The organism is Streptomyces sp. NPDC045956 (assembly GCF_056430705.1).
In genome coordinates this window covers 58,251-76,228 of sequence record NZ_JBWKKZ010000015.1, presented here as the reverse complement: position 1 = coordinate 76,228, position 17,978 = coordinate 58,251, and the positions used below count along the sequence as shown (strand labels likewise).

Annotated in this window: 20 protein-coding genes; 8 read left to right on the top strand and 12 right to left on the bottom strand. The window is 72.3% G+C overall.

Annotated features, from left to right (window positions below):
* Positions 1-120 precede the first annotated feature (120 nt).
* The 9 genes from AC07FV_RS31685 to AC07FV_RS31645 form a co-directional block, all read right to left on the bottom strand.
* Positions 121-516: a hypothetical protein gene (locus tag AC07FV_RS31685; RefSeq protein WP_479090997.1), complete on the bottom strand. Its 396-nt coding sequence runs from the start codon at positions 514-516 to the stop codon at positions 121-123.
* Complete coding sequence (locus tag AC07FV_RS31680) at positions 494-1,891, bottom strand: LLM class flavin-dependent oxidoreductase (RefSeq protein ID WP_479090996.1); 1,398 nt, start codon at positions 1,889-1,891, stop codon at positions 494-496. Before AC07FV_RS31680 ends, AC07FV_RS31685 begins: the two co-directional genes overlap by 23 nt.
* On the bottom strand, positions 1,888-2,706 hold the full coding sequence (locus tag AC07FV_RS31675; RefSeq protein ID WP_479090995.1) for an ABC transporter ATP-binding protein: 819 nt from the start codon (positions 2,704-2,706) through the stop codon (positions 1,888-1,890). The genes AC07FV_RS31680 and AC07FV_RS31675 overlap by 4 nt, the downstream gene beginning before the upstream one ends.
* Entirely contained in the window at positions 2,682-3,545 is an 864-nt protein-coding gene (locus AC07FV_RS31670) for an ABC transporter permease (protein ID WP_479090994.1), read from the bottom strand. The genes AC07FV_RS31675 and AC07FV_RS31670 overlap by 25 nt, the downstream gene beginning before the upstream one ends.
* Positions 3,542-4,627, bottom strand: a complete 1,086-nt coding sequence (locus tag AC07FV_RS31665) for an ABC transporter substrate-binding protein (protein ID WP_479090993.1) — start codon at positions 4,625-4,627, stop codon at positions 3,542-3,544. Before AC07FV_RS31665 ends, AC07FV_RS31670 begins: the two co-directional genes overlap by 4 nt.
* Positions 4,628-4,675: 48 nt before the next feature.
* Positions 4,676-4,750, bottom strand: coding sequence for a putative leader peptide (locus AC07FV_RS31660; RefSeq protein ID WP_356609822.1), 75 nt, complete (start codon positions 4,748-4,750; stop codon positions 4,676-4,678).
* Positions 4,751-4,836: 86 nt separating this feature from the next.
* A complete protein-coding gene (locus AC07FV_RS31655) occupies positions 4,837-5,733 on the bottom strand; it encodes an ABC transporter ATP-binding protein (protein ID WP_479090992.1) in 897 nt (298 codons plus the stop codon).
* A gap of 206 nt (positions 5,734-5,939) precedes the next feature.
* A complete protein-coding gene (locus tag AC07FV_RS31650; protein WP_479090991.1) occupies positions 5,940-6,668 on the bottom strand; it encodes a S1 family peptidase in 729 nt (242 codons plus the stop codon).
* Between the two features lie 239 nt (positions 6,669-6,907).
* Positions 6,908-7,660, bottom strand: coding sequence for a sulfite exporter TauE/SafE family protein (locus AC07FV_RS31645; protein WP_479091148.1), 753 nt, complete (start codon positions 7,658-7,660; stop codon positions 6,908-6,910).
* 331 nt (positions 7,661-7,991) lie between these two features.
* Here AC07FV_RS31645 and AC07FV_RS31640 point away from each other — a divergent pair, with 331 nt between their 5' ends.
* The 6 genes from AC07FV_RS31640 to AC07FV_RS31615 all read left to right on the top strand — a co-directional run bounded on the left by AC07FV_RS31640 (position 7,992) and on the right by AC07FV_RS31615 (position 13,204).
* Positions 7,992-9,164, top strand: coding sequence for an ATP-binding protein (locus tag AC07FV_RS31640; protein ID WP_479090990.1), 1,173 nt, complete (start codon positions 7,992-7,994; stop codon positions 9,162-9,164).
* Positions 9,161-9,562, top strand: coding sequence for a roadblock/LC7 domain-containing protein (locus AC07FV_RS31635; protein WP_479090989.1), 402 nt, complete (start codon positions 9,161-9,163; stop codon positions 9,560-9,562). The genes AC07FV_RS31640 and AC07FV_RS31635 overlap by 4 nt, the downstream gene beginning before the upstream one ends.
* Positions 9,559-9,936 (top strand): DUF742 domain-containing protein, encoded by a 378-nt coding sequence (locus AC07FV_RS31630; RefSeq protein ID WP_479090987.1) that lies wholly within the window; start codon positions 9,559-9,561, stop codon positions 9,934-9,936. The genes AC07FV_RS31635 and AC07FV_RS31630 overlap by 4 nt, the downstream gene beginning before the upstream one ends.
* Complete coding sequence (locus AC07FV_RS31625) at positions 9,911-10,504, top strand: GTP-binding protein (protein ID WP_356609704.1); 594 nt, start codon at positions 9,911-9,913, stop codon at positions 10,502-10,504. Before AC07FV_RS31630 ends, AC07FV_RS31625 begins: the two co-directional genes overlap by 26 nt.
* Positions 10,505-10,519: 15 nt before the next feature.
* Positions 10,520-11,869, top strand: a complete 1,350-nt coding sequence (locus AC07FV_RS31620) for a cytochrome P450 (RefSeq protein ID WP_479090986.1) — start codon at positions 10,520-10,522, stop codon at positions 11,867-11,869.
* Positions 11,870-12,076: 207 nt separating this feature from the next.
* Complete coding sequence (locus tag AC07FV_RS31615) at positions 12,077-13,204, top strand: tryptophan dimethylallyltransferase family protein (protein ID WP_479090985.1); 1,128 nt, start codon at positions 12,077-12,079, stop codon at positions 13,202-13,204.
* 100 nt (positions 13,205-13,304) lie between these two features.
* Here the strand turns inward: AC07FV_RS31615 and AC07FV_RS31610 are convergent, their stop codons facing one another.
* From AC07FV_RS31610 to paaI, 3 genes are all read right to left on the bottom strand, one after another.
* Positions 13,305-14,603: a flavin-containing monooxygenase gene (locus AC07FV_RS31610; RefSeq protein WP_479090984.1), complete on the bottom strand. Its 1,299-nt coding sequence runs from the start codon at positions 14,601-14,603 to the stop codon at positions 13,305-13,307.
* Positions 14,604-14,730: 127 nt separating this feature from the next.
* Complete coding sequence (gene paaK, locus AC07FV_RS31605) at positions 14,731-16,077, bottom strand: phenylacetate--CoA ligase PaaK (RefSeq protein WP_479090982.1); 1,347 nt, start codon at positions 16,075-16,077, stop codon at positions 14,731-14,733.
* Positions 16,074-16,487 carry a hydroxyphenylacetyl-CoA thioesterase PaaI gene (gene paaI, locus AC07FV_RS31600; protein WP_361015318.1) on the bottom strand — a complete coding sequence of 138 codons (414 nt, stop codon included), beginning with the start codon at positions 16,485-16,487 and terminating at the stop codon, positions 16,074-16,076. The genes paaK and paaI overlap by 4 nt, the downstream gene beginning before the upstream one ends.
* A gap of 214 nt (positions 16,488-16,701) precedes the next feature.
* Here paaI and paaA point away from each other — a divergent pair, with 214 nt between their 5' ends.
* Together paaA and paaB are read left to right on the top strand one after the other, a co-directional pair.
* Complete coding sequence (gene paaA / locus AC07FV_RS31595; protein ID WP_356609714.1) at positions 16,702-17,679, top strand: 1,2-phenylacetyl-CoA epoxidase subunit PaaA; 978 nt, start codon at positions 16,702-16,704, stop codon at positions 17,677-17,679.
* The gene (gene paaB / locus AC07FV_RS31590) at positions 17,676-17,969 is read left to right on the top strand and encodes a 1,2-phenylacetyl-CoA epoxidase subunit PaaB (RefSeq protein WP_053126692.1); all 294 of its coding nucleotides are present in this window, start codon (positions 17,676-17,678) and stop codon (positions 17,967-17,969) included. The genes paaA and paaB overlap by 4 nt, the downstream gene beginning before the upstream one ends.
* The last annotated feature ends 9 nt before the right edge of the window (positions 17,970-17,978 follow it).

Genomic DNA, 17,978 nt, shown 5'->3' with positions numbered 1-17,978 from the left:
TGTTGTTGTTGTATGGGGGAGGTGCCAGCTTACCGCCGTGGGGCCCCCCTCCCCCCCCCCCCCCCCCCCCCCCCCCCCCCCCCCCCCCCCCCCGCCCCCCTCGCACTGCGTCCTCCGGGCCTACGCCGTCGCCTGGCCCCGGTCCCGGGCGGCGAGTTCGTGCAGTCGGGCCAGCTCGGCGGCGTGCTCGCTGACCCGTACGCCGAGGAGTCCGTAGGTGAGGAGCGCCGCGCCCGCCACGGACACCGGGACCGAGAGACCGAGCAGGGCCAGGGCCTCGGGCCAGTCCCGTGCGTCGCCGCACGGGTCCTTCGACGGGCCCTCGTTCGCGGTCCCGTCGTCGGTGGTCAACCGGGGCTCGCACTCCACCGCACGGGCGAAGTGGGCCCGGTCGACCTCGTAGGGGGTGGTCAGCAGGAACGCGCACCACCCCCACAGGAGGGCCGCGACGGCCAGCAGGCCGAAGCCCCAGCTCATCGTCCGGCGGCCACGCTCACGGAACCGGGTGTCGAACACGTGTGGATGCACGGGGGTCGAACCTAGCAGCAGGAGCAGCCGGACCGGTCCCCCCGGCCGGCCGGACCGCGGACGGCCGGGGCAGGCCGTAGTGCTCGCGCAGTGTGCCGCCCTCGTACGCCTCGCGGAACAGGCCCCTGGCCCGCAGGAGGGGCACCACCTCGTCGGCGAACAGGTCGAATCCGCCGGTCAGCCAGGGCGGCATGATGTTGAACCCGTCGGCCGCGCCGTGCTCGAACCACTCCTGGAGCCGGTCGGCGACCTGCTCGGGCGTGCCGGCCACGACCCGGTGACCGCGGGCGCCCGCAAGACGGTGCAACAGCTCCCGGACCGTCGGCTGTTCGCGGTCGATGATGTCCAGGACGAGTCGGAAGCGGCTCCCGTTGCCGCGCTCGCCCCTGGTCTCGATGAGCCGGCGGGGCACGGGACCGTCCAGTTCGTCGGCGCTCAGCTCCAGTCCCAGCAGACGCCGGAGCAGGTGGAGCGAGTACTCGGGCTGGGTGAGTTCGTCGAACTCGCGGTGCAGGGCGCGCGCCTGCGCCTCGGTCGAGCCGATGAAGGGGCTGATGCCCGGCAGGACGAGGAGCCGGTCCGGGTCGCGGCCCAGTGCCGCGGCCCGCGTCTTGAGGTCGGCGTAGAACTCCTGGGCGCTGCCCAGGGTCTGGTGGGCGGTGAACACGGCCTCGGCGTACGCGGCGGCGAAGGCGCGGCCGTCCTCGGACGATCCGGCCTGCACGTGGACGGGGCGGCCCTGCGGGGAGCGCGGGAGGTTCAACGGGCCGCGCACCTTCAGGTGGCGGCCCGTGTGGTCGATCTCGTGGATGCGGTCGGTGTCCGCGAACACGCCGGTCCGCTGGTCGACGACGAGCGCCTCGTCCTCCCAGCTGTCCCACAGCTTGTTCACGACGTCGACGAACTCGTGGGCGCGGTCGTACCGCTCGGCGTGCACCGGGTGCTCGTCGAGCCCGAAGTTCCCGGCCGCCTCGGGGGCGCCGGTGGTGACGATGTTCCAGCCGGCCCGGCCGCCGCTGAGATGGTCCAGCGAGGCGAAGAGGCGGGCGAGGTTGTACGGCTCGGTGTAGGTGGTCGAGGCGGTCGCGATCAGGCCGATGCGTTCGGTGGCCGCGGCGATGGCGGACAGCCAGGTGAAGGGCTCGAGCCGGAAGCGGCTGGCGTAGCGGACGTTGTCCGCGAGGGAGGGGCCGTCGGCGAAGAACACGGCGTCGAAGGCGGCCGCCTCCGCCCGGCGGGCGAGATCCTGGTAGAAGCGGATGTCCAGGAGCCGACCGGGGTCGGTGCGGGGGTGGCGCCATGCCGCTTCGTGGTGGCCGCCCGGGTACACGAACAGGTTCAGGTGCAGTTTCCGGGTGCTCATGCCGCCTTCTCCTCGCCGGTGATCCGAAGATCCCGTCCGGTGGTGGTGCCGGGGGGCACGGGGGTCTCCTGGGTCGCGTCGGAGTCCACCCCCAGCCGGGCGAGCAGGCGGCCGCGCAGCGCCGCGTACGCGGCGCTGCCCTGGCGGCGCGGTGCCGGCACGTCCACGGGCAGGTCGGCCGCGATCCGGCCCCGGTCCAGCACGACGATCCGGTCCGCCAGCGCGATGGCCTCGTCGACGTCGTGCGTGACCAGCAGCACGGCGGGCCGGTGCAGCTCGCAGAGCCGCCGCAGCAGGGCGTGCATCCGAAGCCGGGTCAGCGCGTCCAGCGCGCCGAACGGCTCGTCCGCCAGCAGCAGTTGCGGCTCGCGTACCAGGGACCGGGCCAGCGACACGCGCTGCTGCTCGCCGCCCGAGAGCTCCACCGGCCAGCCCCGCTCGCGCCCGGCGAGGCCGACCTCGGCGAGCGCGGCCCGGCCCCGCTCCTCGGCGAAGGGGCCGGACAGCCCGAGGACGACATTGTCGAGGAGCCGCTTCCAGGGGAGCAGCCGTGCGTCCTGGAAGACGACCGACACATGGTCGGGGGCGGTCAGGTCGCCGCTGCCCGCCACCTCGTGGTCGAGTCCGGCCAGCGCCCGCAGCAGCGTGCTCTTCCCCGAGCCGCTGCGCCCCAGCAGCGCCACGAACTCGCCCGGCGCGATCGACAGGTCCAGCCCGTCCAGCACCGTGCGCCCGTCGAAGGAGCGCACCAGGTTCTCGATGCGGACCGCCGTGCGGTCCTCGGTCGTGTTCAGCCCGCCAGCGTGCGTCGCCATGACAGGGCCCTCCTCTCCACGAGTCGTACCAGGGCGTCGGAGACGAGTCCGAGCAGGCCGTACACGACCAGGCCGACGATGATGACGTCGGTCTGCCCGTAGGTCCGCGCGAGCTCCATCATGTAGCCGATGCCGCTGGTGGCGTTGACCTGTTCCACGACGACCAGGGCGAGCCAGGCGCCGGTGACCGCGAAGCGCATGCCCAGCAGGAAGCCGGGAAGCGCACCGGGGAGGACGACGTGCCGGACGAAGGCGAGCCGGCCCAGGCGCACCGTCTCGGCGAGTTCGGCGTAGCGGCTGTCGATGGCGCGCAGTCCGTTGTGCGTGTGGATGTACACCGGCACGAAGACCCCGAGCGCGATCGTGACGACCTTCATGGTCTCGCCGATGCCGAACCAGAGGATCAGCAGCGGGATCAGCGCCAGCGAGGGAATGGCCCGTTTGATCTGCACCGGACCGTCGATCACCGCCTCGCCGACACGGCTCAGCCCGGCGACGAGCGCGAGGAGCAGTCCGCCCGCCACCCCGAACAGCAGGCCGAGCGCCGCGCGTCGGGCGGAGGTGGCCAGATGGGACGGGAGTTTGCCGTTGTCGATCAGTTGGCCCGCGGTGTCGGCGATGGTCCACGGTGCGGGCAGACTGCGGACGTCGATCAGGCCGAGCCCGGTGCCCGCCGTCCAGAGCACGAGGAGCAGCACCGGGCCGATCGCCCAGCCGTACGGGACAGGTCGGCCGGGGCCCAGGCGCCTGCGGCGCGGCCGGGCGGGGCGGGCCGTTACGGTCCGGGGTTCCGCCACCGGTGCCGCGGCCGCCTGTTCGTCGAAGACGGTGGTACTCATGAGGACGTCCCTTCGCCGGCCACGGCCTCGGCGGCCACGGTCTCGTAGCGGCGGTCGAAGAGCAGATCCGCCTTGAACGGCTCCCGGTCCTGCTCCCGGGCCAGCAGGTCGATGGTGGCCTGCTGGCGGCGGACGGCGTCGGTCCAGTCCGCCGGCAGGTCCGGGTGGCCCGTGCGCCGGACGAGGTATTCGCCGTCCGCCCGGCTGAGCCCCTGGTCCTCGACGTAATAGCCCGCGACCCATTCCTTCGGGTGCTTGTCTATCCATATCTGGGCCCGCGCCCAGAACTTCACGAGTTCCCGGAGAGCGGACGACTTTCCGGCGTCGGCGACGCTTTCCGTCAGCGCCCACAGATGCGCGGGATCGTCCCGGAGGCCGTGTTTGACGGTGGCGCCGCCCTCCTTTCCGTAACGCGCGAGATAACGCTTGATGTTGACGTCCGCTATGGGGGCGGCGTCGACCTGCCGATTTCCGAGCGCCGTGGGATAGACGTCTCCCGTGCTCGCGAGTTCCACGAGTTCGACGTCCTGCTGGGTGAGGCCGGCCTTCTCGAGGATGCGCAGGACCAGCGCGCCCTGGGCCTGGCCCGGGCTGTAGGCGATCTTCTTGCCCCGCAGGTCGGCCAAGGTGCGGATGCCGGAGCCGGGGGCGGTGCCCAGCTCGTAGATGGGGTTGGCGAGGGGGTCCGAGCGGAACTTCACCGCCACGAGCTTCGTGTCCAGCCCCGTCCAGTGCGCGTTGATCGACGGGATGTCGGCGGCCGAGCAGACGTCGAGGGCGTCGGCGCGGAAGGCCTCGGAGCACTGCGGGCCGCCGCTGATGTTGGCCCACTTCACCTTGAAGGGCAGGTCGTCGATCTGCCCCGACAGCTCCAGGGCGACCTTGAGGTCAGGTGCGCCGACGGTGAGCGTCGTGTCGGCGGAGACGGCGGCCGGGATCTTCTCGCCGGAGACGTCCTTGCTGCTCGCGGTGGACTGCGCTGGGGCCACGCAGGCGGTGAGGAGGAGGGGGAGGACCCCTAGGGCCGACACGGCCGACAGGGAAATGCTGCGGAGTCCGGGCATGCGTGTGCGAGGGGTCATTGCGACCTTCACGGGAATGGGGAGGAAAGGGCAGCGGGCGGTGGCTTGTCAGCTACACACCGCGGTGGCGACGCGCATCAGATCGATGGCCCGCCTCTTGGTGAACTGCCGGAATTTCCGCATGCCGTGGACGCTATCGGGGGGCCGAATGGGGGGTCAAGGCCCGTCGGTGGGCTGCGCCGGTGCTGCAACGGCGCATTCGTCGGGTGTCACGCTGCGGAAACACGTCGGGTTTCCGTTTCCGCGACGGACGGCGCCGGCGCGTCCCGGGCGGGCCGGCCGCCGAGTCCCGAGTAGGCCGACCAGCGGCCGTCACGCCGTACCACCGTGATGTCCCGGCCGAAGCAGGCCGTCAGGAGGGGGTCGGTGAGGACGCCGTCCACGGCACCGCGGGCCAGGACCCGGCCCTCGCGCAGCAGCAGGGCGTGGCTGACGGCGGGGAACAGCTCCTCCAGATGATGGGTGACCGTCACCGTGGCCAACCGCGGCCTGGTGTCCGCCAGGTGGTTCATGGCCTCGACGAGGTCCTCGCGGGACGGCAGGTCCAGGGCGTTGAACGGCTCGTCCAACAGCAGCAGGGCCGGATCGGCCATCAGCGCCCTGGCGATGAGCACGCGGGCCCGCTGCCCGCCCGAGCACACGGCGTAGGGCCGGTCGGCCAGTTCGCTGACGCCGAGTTCGGTCAGGAGGCCGTGGGCACGGAGCCGGACCTCGGCGTCGTACGTCCGCCACAGGGGCTGCACGGTGCCGCTGTGTCCGGTGAGCACGACCGCGTGGGCCGTCAGTTCCCGCGGCACGCGCTGGGCGGAGGTGACGTGGCCGATGCGCGCCCTCAGCTCGCGCACGTCCACCCGGCCGAGCCGGCTGCCGAGGACCTCCACCGTGCCGCTCGTGGGGTGCATGAGGGCGCCGAGCAGCCGCAGCACGGTGGTCTTCCCCGCGCCGTTGGCCCCCAGCAGGGCCCAGTGCTCGCCCGGCCGGACCGTCCAGTCGATCCCGTCGAGGATCAGCTGGTCCGTCGTGTGGCGGCGGACGGTCGCGTCCCGGAGCCGGAGAACGGCCGTCCCGGGTCCGTTATCCGCTTGCTCGGCTGTCTGCCCGGTCATGCCGGACCTCCTTCGCGCCGGGTGCCGTTCGTTACCGGTGAACGGTAGATGCATCCACCACGCGCTTGCCGGACGGTCCGGTTCGTGGACGGCGGCCCGCCCTGCCCACCGAGGCACGCGTACGTCCGGCCCCGCGCGCGTCCGTCTCCGCGGGGAAGTGACGGACGCGCGCGGGACCGGTGCGCGGCGCGGCTGCGGGGAGGGGATCAGACGCCCGCGACCGACTGGATCCAGGAGCGGTAGGCGGTCACGTTGGTGTAAGCCGTGGTGGTCTGGCGGTCGCTGGTGGAGGCGACGCCCACCTGGACGCCGCCGGCCATCATCGGGCCGCCGGAGTCGCCGCCCGCCGTGATGCCGTCCACGGCGCGGGCACAGATCGCCGAGCCGTTGTAGGCGTCGCGGCACCCCTGGGTCACGCTGACGTTCGCGACCTTCAGGTAGCGGGACTGGCAGTTGATCTCCGAACCGCACCGGGAGGTGGCGCCCCAGCCGTAGACCTGCACGGTCTGGCCGACCCGTACCGTGCCCGGTTGTCCGAGGGGCGCGTAGGTGGCGGAGACGGAGCGGTCGAGCCGGACCAGCGCGAGGTCCGAGGAGGAGTGGGTCACGGTCTGGACGCCGCCCGCCACGGTGCCGCCGGACTGCTGGTCGAGACTGCCGACGCGGAAGGACAGCCCTCCTCCGGTCACGCAGTGCTTCGCGGTCAGGATCCAGGTGGGGGAGATGATGGTCGCGCTACAGGTCTGGGTGCCGTTGGAGAACAGTCGCGCGGCCCAGGGGGCGTTCTGCGCGTAACCGCCGCCGATGATCGGCTGCGGGCCGCCGCCACCGGGCCGGGGTTCTGCGGCGGAGGTGCTCGGTGCCAGCGCCAGGGCGGACAGCAGGGCGGCCATGAGGGCGGCCGCCAGGGTGGGGACGAGTTTGGATATGCGCAAGGCTCCTCGATTCCGACGACGCGCGTCGCGGCGCGTGCGGGTGTGGGGGCGCTCAGCATGTCCGGCGGCGGGACGCGGCCACCAGTCCCGCCCGGGCATAACACGGCGTTATGCCCGACGGGCCGGGCCGGCCGTACGGTCCACCGCCCGGCCCGGCACGTCGGGCCGACCGGTGGGCGGGTCGTGCGGCGTGGTCCCGTCGCGCACCCTCATCCGCGGGGCCCGGGGCGCACCCGGGCTCAGCGCAGCAGCAGTTGCACCAGGGCGACAGTCCCCACGGCCACCACCAGGGTCCGCAGCACCGCGGGGCTGAAGCGGCGGCCCACCTTGGCCCCCGCGTAACCGCCGAGCGCCGAACCGGCCGCGATGAGGGCGACGGCCGTCCAGTCGAAGTCCGCGGCGAAGAGGAAGAAGAGCGCGGCGACCGTGTTGACGAGGGCCGAGAGGACGTTCTTCACGGCGTTCAGACGTTGCAGCGGTTCGTCGAGCAGCATGCCCATGAGGGAGAGGTAGATGATGCCCTGCGCGGCGGCGAAGTAGCCGCCGTAGACGCTGGCGAGAGTGAGGCCGGTGAACAGCAGGGGGCCGCCGTCGCGCCGCGGGGAGGTGCCGGTGCGTTCGCGGCGCCGCTGCACCAGCCGGTTGATGCGGGGCTGGAAGGCGACCAGGAGCAGGGCGAGGCCCACCAGGACGGGCACGATCGTCTCGAAGGCGTCGGCCGGCAGGGACAGCAGCAGGGTGGCGCCCGCGAGGCCGCCCAGCAGCGCCCCGACGCTCAGTCTGAGGACCCGCCGGCGCTGGCCGCGCAGTTCCTTCCGGTAGCCGACGGCCCCGCTGACCGACCCGGGAATGAGCCCGAGCGCGTTGGAGACGGTGGCGGTGACGGGGGACAGCCCGGTCGCCAGCAGCACCGGGAAGGTGATCAGCGTCCCGGAGCCGACGACACTGTTGATGGCACCGGCCCCGAACCCCGCGGTGAACACCGCCGCCATGGCCTCGGGCGTCACGCCGAGCCGTCCCGTGCCGGCCGCGCACCCGGCGGAAAGGTGTCTTGTGCATCGTTCACGGAGCCGACTGTACCCACCGCCTCAGCGCGTCCCGACTCCGGTCTCAACCGGTCTTGTATGAACGCTTCTTGACGTCAATTCACCTGATCATGCGGTGATACGATCACCGCGTTTGCGGAGCGGGCGGATGGGTGAAAGACGGCATCCCCGACTTCAGGGACAGCCCGGGCAGCAACCCCGGTGCGGGCGGTCCACCGGACCGCCCGCGTAGACGGACATGCGGCACGCCGGCCGTCAGTCGCCTGAAGAGAGTCTTATGACGGAATACTTGGGGAACCCACTGCTCTGGGTCCTTGTCGTCGCCCTGGTCGCCGCCGCCGCGCTCATCGGGCGCCAGCGCCGGGCGGCACGATCCCTGCGGCAGGAGATCAAGGGGCTCAGGGACCACTACACGGAGCTGGAGAACGACTACGGGAAGTCCGTGCTGGCCGCTCAGGAACGGGCCGAGGACGAGACGAAGACCGTACTGAAGTCAGCCATGCGAACCCTGCAGGGCCTCGCCGCCGAACAGCAGCTGGTGCTGACCCGGCTGCAGACCAAGTACGGTGACTCCGCCCTCCTGCAGGACCTGCTGGAGATCGACCACACCAACTCGCAGTTCGGGCGTCGCGCCCAGTCCATCGCCGTGCTGTGCGACGGCTGGCTGGGCGGCCGGCGCGACACCGCCTCGGTGTACGACGTGGTCCGCAGCGCCCAGGGCCGCATCCGGCACTTCCGCCGGGTGGAGATCCTCTCCCAGGTCGACTTCGGCATCACCAGTCGCGCCGTCGAACCCGTCGCCCTGGCCCTGGCCGAACTTTTCGACAACGCCACCAGCTACTCCAGCCCGGACACCGTCGTCGAGATCAACATCCGGACCGTGCCGAAGGGCATCTGCGTCGTCGTCGACGACGCCGGTGTCGGCATGAGCGACGAGGAGCGCGCCCGCGCCGACCGGCTGCTCGCCACCGAGCGGGCCTCGGGCGTGGCGGGCCTCGGCAACCCCCCGCAGTTCGGCTTCGCGGTCATCGGGCTGCTGTGCGAGCGTTTCGGTTTCGAGGTGTCGGTGGACTCCTCCTCCCCCTACGGAGGTGTGCGCGCGGTGGTCCTGCTCCCGCACGAACTGCTCACCGCCATGCCGGAGCGGAAGGCTCCGTCACCGGCCGCCCACACCGCGGCCCGCCCGGCCCCGGACGGAGGGCCGGAGACCTCGCCGGCCCCGGCCGGGACCAGCGACGGCCTGCCCCGGCGGCGCCGCAAGCGGCCGATGGCCATCGTGCCCGGCAGTGCCTCCGCCCCGCGCTCCGCCGGCCGCTCCGACTCCGAGCAGGCCCAGATCATGGCCGCCTTCCAACGGGGCACGCAGACCGGCCGCGTCACCCGGCCGGAGGACTCGGACCGGACGAGCAGAACACCCGGTGCAAGCAGCGAAGGACATGAGGACTCGTGAACGACGATCTGTCATGGATGCTCGACAGCGCCCTGGAGATTCCCGGGGCCCTGCACGCGGTCCTGATTTCGGCCGACGGACTGCTGATGGCCCGGACGCAGGACTTCGACAAGGACGACGCGGACCGGGTCGCGGCCGCGATGAGCGGCGTGCAGTCGCTCAGCCGCACCCTCGCCTTCTTCTGTGAGGACCCGCACCAGACGTGGCGGCAGACCCTGGTCGAGTTCGACGGCGGCTGGGTCTTCCTGATCTCCGCCGGCGAGGGCGCCTACCTCGGTGTATCCGCCTCCCCGGAGGTCGACATGGCGGACATCACCTTCCGGATGCAGCAGCTCGTCGCCCAGCTCGGCAAGCGGCTGACGACGCCGCCCCGCGAGAACCTCGGCACCCGCTCATGACCGGCCACGACGGCTGGGAGCCGGAGGCCGCCGAGTTAGTGCGGCCGTACGTCATCACCAAGGGCCGAGGCCTGCCCGACGAGGACCACCTGTCCCTCATCACCCTGGTCACCGCGGCCGCCGGGCACACGCAGCGGGCGCCCCGGCTGTCCCCCGAGGAACAGAGCCTGCTGGACCTCTGCTCCGCCGGCTACCTCTCGGTCGCCGAGATCGCCGGACACACCCACTTCCCGCTGGGCGTGGTGCGGATCCTGCTGGCCTCCCTCATGGAAGGCGGGCACCTCATGACCCGCCCGCCGGTGGCCCGCGCCCGCCTCGCGGACAAGGAGATCCTGGAGGAGGTGCTCAATGGTCTCCGCGCCAAGTTTGGATGAGCAGGACTACGTACGCGGTGGAGCGACCCAGACCGCGGTGAAGATCCTCGTCGTCGGGCACTTCGCGGTGGGCAAGACCACCCTCATCGGCTCCATCTCGGAGATCGAGCCGCTGTCCACCGAGGAGACGATGACGCAGGCCGCCGAGTCGGTCGACGACCTCAAGGGGGTCCAGGGCAAGACCACCACCACGGTCGCCATGGACTTCGGGCGCCTGACCATCAGCGACCGCGTCGTGCTCTACCTGTTCGGGACACCCGGTCAGCAGCGCTTCGTCCAGATGTGGGAGGACATGGCCCGCGGCGCGCTCGGCGCCCTGGTGCTGGTCGACCCCGAACGGCTGGCCGACTCCTTCCCCGTCATCGACCTCATCGAGCAGTACGGCCTCGACTACGCCATCGCGGTCAACCACTTCGACGGGGCCCCGCTGCGCGACGAGCGGGCGCTGCGCGAGGCACTGGACCTGCTCGACGACACGCCCGTCGTCACCTGCGACGCCCGCGACGAGAAGTCGTCGGCCGCCGCACTGACCACCCTCGTCCGCTACTTGCTGGACCGCACCCGCTAGGAGCTGGGAGCAGACATGAACCCCCACGACACCTTCCCGGTGCCACCACCCGGGTGCCCCGCCCACGGCTCCGGTGCCCGAGTGCCCCTGCACGGACCGGAGTTCGCCGCCGACCCGCAGGCGTACTACGAGTACCTGCGCCACTACGGGGCCGCCGCCCCGGTCGAGCTGGCCCCGGGCGTCGAGGCGACGCTGGTGACGGACTACTCGGCCGCCCTCCAACTGCTCCAGGACTCCGGTACCTTCCGCAAGGACGCGCGTCGGTGGCGGGCCTTCAACGAGGGCAAGGTGGGGCCGGACAGCCCGGTCGCACCGCTGCTGGCCTACCGGCCCAACTGCATGTTCGCCGACGGCGCCGACCACCTCAGGCTGCGGCAGGCGGTCACCGACAGCATGGCGCGGGTGGACACCCGCCGGCTGACCCGGAGCACCGAGCAGATCTCCGGCTACCTCATCTCGCAGTTCAGTGGACGGGGTTCGGCCGACCTGCTGAGCGACTACGCACGGCAGTTGCCGCTGTTCGTGTTCAACGAGCTCTTCGGCTGCCCCGCCGACATCGGCGACCGGGTGCTCTTCGGCATCTCCGGGATGTTCGACGGGATCAACGCCGAGAAGGCCACCGCCGTGCTGTTCCAGGCGGTGGGGGAGCTGGTCGCCCTCAAGCGGAGCAAGCCCGGCGACGACGTCACCTCCTGGCTGATGCGGCACGAGGCGAACCTCAGCGACGAGGAGATGGTCCACCAGCTGGCCCTGCTGCTGGGCGCGGGCGCCGAACCGCTGCGCAACCTCATCGGCAACACCCTGCACCGGCTCCTCACCCACGAGCGGTACGCCCGGGAGGGCGGCCTGATCGACGAGGCGCTCGACGACACGCTGTGGGAGAACCCGCCCATGGCCAACTACGCGCCGCACTACCCGGCCGCCGACACCGAACTCGCCGGGCACCAGCTGCACTCCGGTGACCTGGTCCTGGTCAGCTTCGCCGCCGCCAACACCGGGCCGGCCCTCAAGGCCTCCCGCCAGGCCGGCAGCAACCGCGCGCACCTCGCCTGGAGCGCGGGCCCGCACGCCTGCCCCTCCAAGGAGCCGGCCCGGCACATCACCGTCACCGCCATCGAGCACCTGTTCAACGAACTGCCCGACGTCGCACTGGCCGTCCCGGAGGACAGCCTGACCTGGCGGCCCGGCCCCTTCAACCGGGCTCTGGCCACGCTGCCCGCCCGCTTCACCCCCGCGCGGACCGGACGCCGCTCCGCGGGACAGCCGGACGGTGCGGCACCCGAGCGGGAGCAGGCGCCGAGCCCGGCCCGCCCGGCCGAACGAGGAGGCATGTGGAGCCAGTTCCTCAACTGGCTCACACGGTGACCTGCGCAACATCCGCCCAACCTGCCCCTTCCGCATAAAGGATCAACGGCACGGGTAGTGAGCAACGCGGCATCCAAGTTGCTCACGAGGAGAAGGAGGTGTCGTGGACCACATATCCACGAACGCCGCTCTGCCGCCGCCGATCCCGCCGATACCCGCCTCCCCAGGCGGGTATCTCTCTGTGCGGCCCGGGCGAGGGACCGGCCGGTGACCGCAGTGCACATCGGTGCGGAACCGGGGGGCGCACCGACCCTCGGCGCCCATACCGGCGGCCAGTTGCGAAGACTCGGCGCGGTCGCCGGTCTCCGCGAAGCCGACATCGAGACCTACGTCCGTGTCCTGACCGACGCACTGGGGCCGGTGGCCGCACGTCCGCTGCACCTGCCGCCCCCCACCCGGTCCTTCCTCTCCGACGACCACACCCCCGTCGAGTTCTCGTTCTCCTTGCAGGCCGACGAGGCCCCCGCCCTGCGGGTGCTCCTGGAACCGGGCTGCGGCGCAGACAGCCTGGCTCTCGACGGGCGTGCGGGACTCGAGACGATCCGGGAGATGGCGCGCCGCTGGGACTTCACCACCGGTGCGCTCGACGCGGTCGAGGACCTCTTCCTGCCGCCCGCTCCGCAGGGACCCCTGGCCCTGTGGTGCGCCCTGGAGCTGAGACCCGGTGGCGTGCCCAAGGTCAAGGTGTACCTGAACCCGGCCGCGAACGGGGCGGAACGTTCCGCCGCGACGGTGCGTGAGGCCCTGCACCGGCTGGGCCACCGGCGGGCCTACGACAGCCTGCCGCGCGGCAGCGGCCATCCGTTCCTCGCCCTGGACCTGGGGGACTGGGAGACCCCCCGGGCGAAGGTCTACGTGCGCCACGACGACCTCACGGCCCGCCAGGCGGGCCTGCTGCCGCGCACGGGGGAGGGGCCCGGACCCGCGGCGGTCGAGGACTTCTTCCGGGCGGCGGTGGGCGTCGGTCCGGACCGGGCGGTGCTCGGCAGGCGGCCCGGCCTGAGCTGCCACTCCTTCACCGACACCGGGTCCGGGCGGCCCAGCGGCTTCACCCTGCACATCCCGGTCAGGGACTACGCCCGGCACGACGGCGAGGCGCTGGAGCGCGCGGCGAGCGTGCTGCGCCACCACGGGATGGACGCGGACCTGCTGCCCCGGGCCTTCGCCGCCCTGACCCGGCGGCGGCCCGAGGACGGCGTCGGGCTGGTCGCCTACCTCGCGCTGGCCCACCAGCGGGGCCGCCCGCCACGGGTGACGGCGTACCTCTCCTCGGAGGCGTACGCGGTCAGGCCGCCGGCCGTCGCGGCCGTACGCCACCCGGTGGCGGCGCACTGAGCGGACCGTCCCCACACCGCGGGGCTCCCGGCGCGTGCCACCGGGAGCCCTGGGCGGGGAAGCGGCCGGGCGCCGGCCGGGGCCGCCGAGCGGCAGCGCCCTACACGGCCAGCGACTCCCGGAACTCCGCCAGGTACGGACCCACGTCGACCTGGATGGAGGCGCCCTGGGTGCGCCCGTAGCGCTCGACCACGCCGGCGAGGTACGTGCCGATCTCCTCGCGCATCTCCTCGGCCGGGGGCAGTGCGGCCGCGCCGTCGATGATCCGCGCCACCCACTGCGCCTGGGCCTCCACCAGCCGGGTGATCGCGCCCACGGGCCGGACCAGCCCGACGAAGTACAGGCCCGGCCGGTCCGCGGGGACCACCCGCCGGTACAGCTCGACCGAACCGTCCGCCGCCACCGGGCACCCGGCGGGCAGGAACGGGAAGGTCATGTGGAAGCCGGTGCAGTAGACGACCGCGTCCGCGGCCGTGGAGGTGCCGTCGGTGAACACGACGCGGTCGCCGTCGAACGCGGTGATCGCCGGTTTCGGGGTGACGGCGCCGTGGCGTATCCGGCTGAGGATCTCGTCCGAGAGGGTCACCGCCGAGGAGAAGACCGGATGGTCCGGCTCGGGCAGGCCGTAGTCGCCCAGTCTGCCGCGCGCGACGAGCAGCGCCTGCTCCACCCACTCGCGCCGCTGGGCGAAGGACATCTCGTTCCACCAGGGGGCTTCGGCGATCTCGTCGACCGACATGCCGAACAGTTGCTTGGGCACGATGTGCAGTCCTCGGCGCACCGACAGCACTGTCCGCGCGGCGTGCCGGGAGAGGTCCGCGGCGATGTCCACCGCCGAGGCGCCCAGGCCGACCACGACGACGCGCCGGCCCGCGAAGTCACCCCCGTCGTGGTAGTCGAGGGAGTGCAGGATCCGCCCGGTGAAGGATTCGGCGCCCGCCGGGAGCGGGTCGGGCAGCGCGGGTTCGGTGTGGTGCCCCGAGGCGACGATCACCTGCTCGAACCGCCGGGCCGACACGGCGCCGTGCGCGTCCCGGCTGACGACCGACCACATCCCGTCCGCCTCGCGCCGCACCGACACCACCTCGGTCCGCAGCTCGACGTGGTCCAGCACACCGGACCGCTCGGCGAAGGACCGCAGGTAGGCGGCGACCTGGTCGTGCCGGGGGTAGAGCGGGTAGGAGTCCGGCATCGGCCAGCCGGTGTACCCCGTCAGCTGCTTGGCGGTGTTGAGGTGCAGGGACAGGTACCCCGGGCCCCGCTCGCCCGCCCCCGGCCCGCGCCAGATCCCGCCGACGTCGGGCGCCTTCTCCAGGCAGACGAAGTCGATGCCGCGCTCCCTGAGGGCGTGGGCCACCGCCAGTCCGGACAGCCCTGCACCGATCACGCACACACGCACGGAATTTCCCCCCAGGACGTACTCGACCTCCCCCGATCACGCATTCCCTGCCCATCCGTGTCACCGCGCACACCAGCACGAGGGGCGAACGGACGTGTCCGTGCTCACGTTTCGCCCCGTACGGCGCTCAGGTACCGCGCAGGTCCCTGACCCGGCGGAGCTTGCCGAGGGAGCGCTCCAGCGTCTCCGGCTCGACGATCTCCACCTCGACCGTGACGCCCACACCGTCCTTGACGCCCTGGCCGATGGCCCGGGCGGCGGCCTCCCGCCGCTCCGGGTCCGCGTCGGGGCGGGCCTCGACCCGCACCACCATGTGGTCCATGCGGCCCTGGGCGGTGAGCCGGATCTGGAAATGCGGGGAGACGCCGGGCGTGCGCAGCACGATCTCCTCGATCTGCGTGGGGAAGACGTTGACCCCGCGCAGGATGATCATGTCGTCGCAGCGGCCGGTCACCTTCCGCATCCGGCGGAAGCCGGGCCGGGCGGTGCCCGGCAGCAGCCGGGACAGGTCGCGCGTGCGGTAGCGGACGATCGGCAGCGCCTCCTTGGTGAGGGAGGTGAAGACGACCTCGCCCTCCTCGCCCTCGCCCAGCACGGCGTCCGTGAGCGGGTCGACCACCTCCGGGTAGAAGTGGTCCTCCCACACGTGCAGCCCGTCCTTGGTCTCCACGCACTCCTGCGCCACGCCCGGGCCGATCACCTCCGACAAACCGTATATGTCCACGGCGTGGATGCCGGTGCGCTCCTCGATCTCCCGGCGCATCTCCTCGGTCCACGGTTCGGCGCCGAAGACGCCGACCTCCAGGGAGGTGGAGCGCGGGTCGACGCCCTGCCGCTCGAACTCGTCGAGCAGGGTGAGCATGTAGGACGGGGTGACCATGATGATCTCGGGCCGGAAGTCCTGGATGATCTGCACCTGCCGCGCCGTCATGCCGCCGGAGGCCGGGATCACGGTGCACCCGGCGCGTTCGGCGCCGTAGTGGGCGCCGAGGCCGCCGGTGAACAGGCCGTAGCCGTAGGAGACGTGCACCTTGTGACCGGGCCGGGCGCCCGCCGCGCGCAGGGAGCGGGCGACGACGTCCGCCCACATGGACAGGTCGTGGTCGGTGTACCCGACGACGGTGGGGCGGCCGGTGGTGCCGCTGGAGGCGTGGACGCGCCGCACATCGGCCATCGGGACGGCGAACATGCCGAAGGGGTAGGTGTCCCGCAGGTCGGCCTTGGTGGTGAAGGGGAACCGGGACAGGTCCGCCAGGCTGCGGCAGTCGTCGGGCTTCACCCCGGCGGCGTCGAACTTCTTCCGGTACAGCTCCACGTTCTCGTACGCGTGCCGCAGCGTCGTGCGCAGCCGGTCGAGCTGGAGCTCCCGGAGCTGCTCCCGGGACAGGCGCTCGGCGTCGTCCAGCAGGTGGCGGGGGAGGGGCTCGCCCCGGCGGGGCGCCGGAGCCGCCCCGGTCGTCGGCTCGCTGCTCATCGCGACTCCTTCGTCGTCGTGTCCGGCGTCTCGCGCGCCGTGCCGTCCCGGACGCTGCGGCTGCGTCCGCGGAACTCCGCGATCACTTCGCCGTCGCGCCGCACGCTCACGTCGTACACGCCGCTGCGGCCGAACCGGGCCCGCTCCTCGGCGCGCGCCACGAGCACGTCGCCCTCGCGGGCCGGCGCGACGAACACGATGTCGGCGCCCGCCGCCACGGTCACCGGGCCGTGGCTGTTGCAGGCGCACGCGAAGGCGGTGTCGGCGAGCAGGAACAGGTAGCCGCCGTGGGCGATCCCGTGCCCGTTCACCATCGCCGGGGTCACGGTCATGCGGAGCACGGCGGTGCCCGCGCCGTGCTCGACCAGTTCGATGCCCAGCCCCCGGGACGCCTCGTCCGCGGCGAACATGGTCTCCGTGGGCGCCGGCCCAGTGGTCTGCGACACCTTCCCACCACCTCGTTTCCCGACCGACCATTCGGTCAGCTCCTCGCACGGCCCAGTAATCCAGGCCCGGGTCGGCGCTGTCAAGGGTGCGCGCGCCGGGTGCGCCGGGGTCTTGCCCGGCGGCCGGAAAGGCGTCACACTGATACCGAACGAATGGTCGGTTGGGAAGCTGGTGACGATGACCACGACACACGCCGCCGAGGCGCCGCCCCCACCGGGGCTGCAGGAGCACTTCGACGCGACGATCGCGCACGACCAGCGCGTCGAGCCGCGCGACTGGATGCCGGACGGCTACCGGAAGACGCTGATCCGGCAGATCGCCCAGCACGCGCACTCGGAGATCATCGGCATGCAGCCGGAGGGCGAGTGGATCACGCGGGCGCCGTCCCTGCGCCGCAAGGCGATCCTGTTCGCCAAGGTCCAGGACGAGGCCGGCCACGGGCTCTACCTCTACTCGGCGGCCGAGACCCTCGGCGCGGACCGCGACGACCTCACCGAGCGGCTGATCGAGGGGCGTCAGAAGTACTCGTCGATCTTCAACTACCCGACGCTGAGCTTCGCGGACGTCGGCGTGATCGGCTGGTTCGTGGACGGCGCGGCGATCTGCAACCAGGTACCGCTGTGCCGCAGCTCCTACGGGCCCTACGCGCGCGCGATGGTGCGCATCTGCAAGGAGGAGTCCTTCCACCAGCGACAGGGCTACGAGCTGCTGATGACGATGATGCGCGGCACCGACGCCCAGCGCGACATGGTCCAGGACGCCGTGAACCGCTGGTGGTGGCCCTCCCTGATGATGTTCGGCCCGCCCGACGACGCCTCGCCCAACTCGGCGCGGTCGATGGCCTGGAAGATCAAGCGGCACAGCAACGACGAACTGCGGCGCCGCTTCGTCGACATGACCGTCCCGCAGGCCGAGAAGCTCGGCGTCACCCTGCCCGACCCGGAGCTGCGCTGGAACGAGGAGACCGGGCACCACGACTTCGGCACCCCCGACTGGGACGAGCTGATGCGGGTCATCAAGGGCGACGGCCCGTGCAACGAGCAGCGGATGGAGCGGCGGCGGACCGCCCACGAGGAGGGCGCCTGGGTGCGCGAGGCGGCCACCGCCCACGCCGCCAAGCAGGCCGCCCGCGCGCGGAAGGGAACGGCGGCATGACCTCCGACCAGCAGGGCTGGCCGCTCTACGAGGTGTTCGTGCGCGGCAAGCGCGGCCTCAACCACGTCCACGTCGGCTCGCTGCACGCCGCCGACGACGCGATGGCCCTCACCCACGCCCGCGACCTGTACACCCGGCGCAACGAGGGCGTGAGCATCTGGGTGGTGCGCTCCGAGCACATAGCCGCCTCCACCCGCGACGAGAAGGACCCCTTCTTCGCCCCCAGCGCGGACAAGGTCTACCGCCACCCGACCTTCTACGACATCCCCGAAGACGTCCCCCACATCTAGGAGCAGGGC

Excerpts from the sequence above, each read along its gene's own strand:
- AC07FV_RS31640 (WP_479090990.1), top strand. The coding sequence starts at position 7,992 with ATGACGGAATACTTGGGGAACCCACTGCTCTGGGTCCTTGTCGTCGCC.
- paaB (WP_053126692.1), top strand. The coding sequence starts at position 17,676 with ATGACCTCCGACCAGCAGGGCTGGCCGCTCTACGAGGTGTTCGTGCGC.
- AC07FV_RS31620 (WP_479090986.1), top strand. The coding sequence starts at position 10,520 with ATGAACCCCCACGACACCTTCCCGGTGCCACCACCCGGGTGCCCCGCC.
- paaA (WP_356609714.1), top strand. The coding sequence starts at position 16,702 with ATGACCACGACACACGCCGCCGAGGCGCCGCCCCCACCGGGGCTGCAG.
- AC07FV_RS31645 (WP_479091148.1), bottom strand. The coding sequence starts at position 7,660 with ATGGCGGCGGTGTTCACCGCGGGGTTCGGGGCCGGTGCCATCAACAGT.
- AC07FV_RS31675 (WP_479090995.1), bottom strand. The coding sequence starts at position 2,706 with ATGGCGACGCACGCTGGCGGGCTGAACACGACCGAGGACCGCACGGCG.
- AC07FV_RS31670 (WP_479090994.1), bottom strand. The coding sequence starts at position 3,545 with ATGAGTACCACCGTCTTCGACGAACAGGCGGCCGCGGCACCGGTGGCG.
- AC07FV_RS31665 (WP_479090993.1), bottom strand. The coding sequence starts at position 4,627 with ATGACCCCTCGCACACGCATGCCCGGACTCCGCAGCATTTCCCTGTCG.
- AC07FV_RS31680 (WP_479090996.1), bottom strand. The coding sequence starts at position 1,891 with ATGAGCACCCGGAAACTGCACCTGAACCTGTTCGTGTACCCGGGCGGC.
- AC07FV_RS31630 (WP_479090987.1), top strand. The coding sequence starts at position 9,559 with ATGACCGGCCACGACGGCTGGGAGCCGGAGGCCGCCGAGTTAGTGCGG.
- AC07FV_RS31655 (WP_479090992.1), bottom strand. The coding sequence starts at position 5,733 with ATGACCGGGCAGACAGCCGAGCAAGCGGATAACGGACCCGGGACGGCC.
- AC07FV_RS31625 (WP_356609704.1), top strand. The coding sequence starts at position 9,911 with ATGGTCTCCGCGCCAAGTTTGGATGAGCAGGACTACGTACGCGGTGGA.
- paaI (WP_361015318.1), bottom strand. The coding sequence starts at position 16,487 with ATGTTCGCCGCGGACGAGGCGTCCCGGGGGCTGGGCATCGAACTGGTC.
- paaK (WP_479090982.1), bottom strand. The coding sequence starts at position 16,077 with ATGAGCAGCGAGCCGACGACCGGGGCGGCTCCGGCGCCCCGCCGGGGC.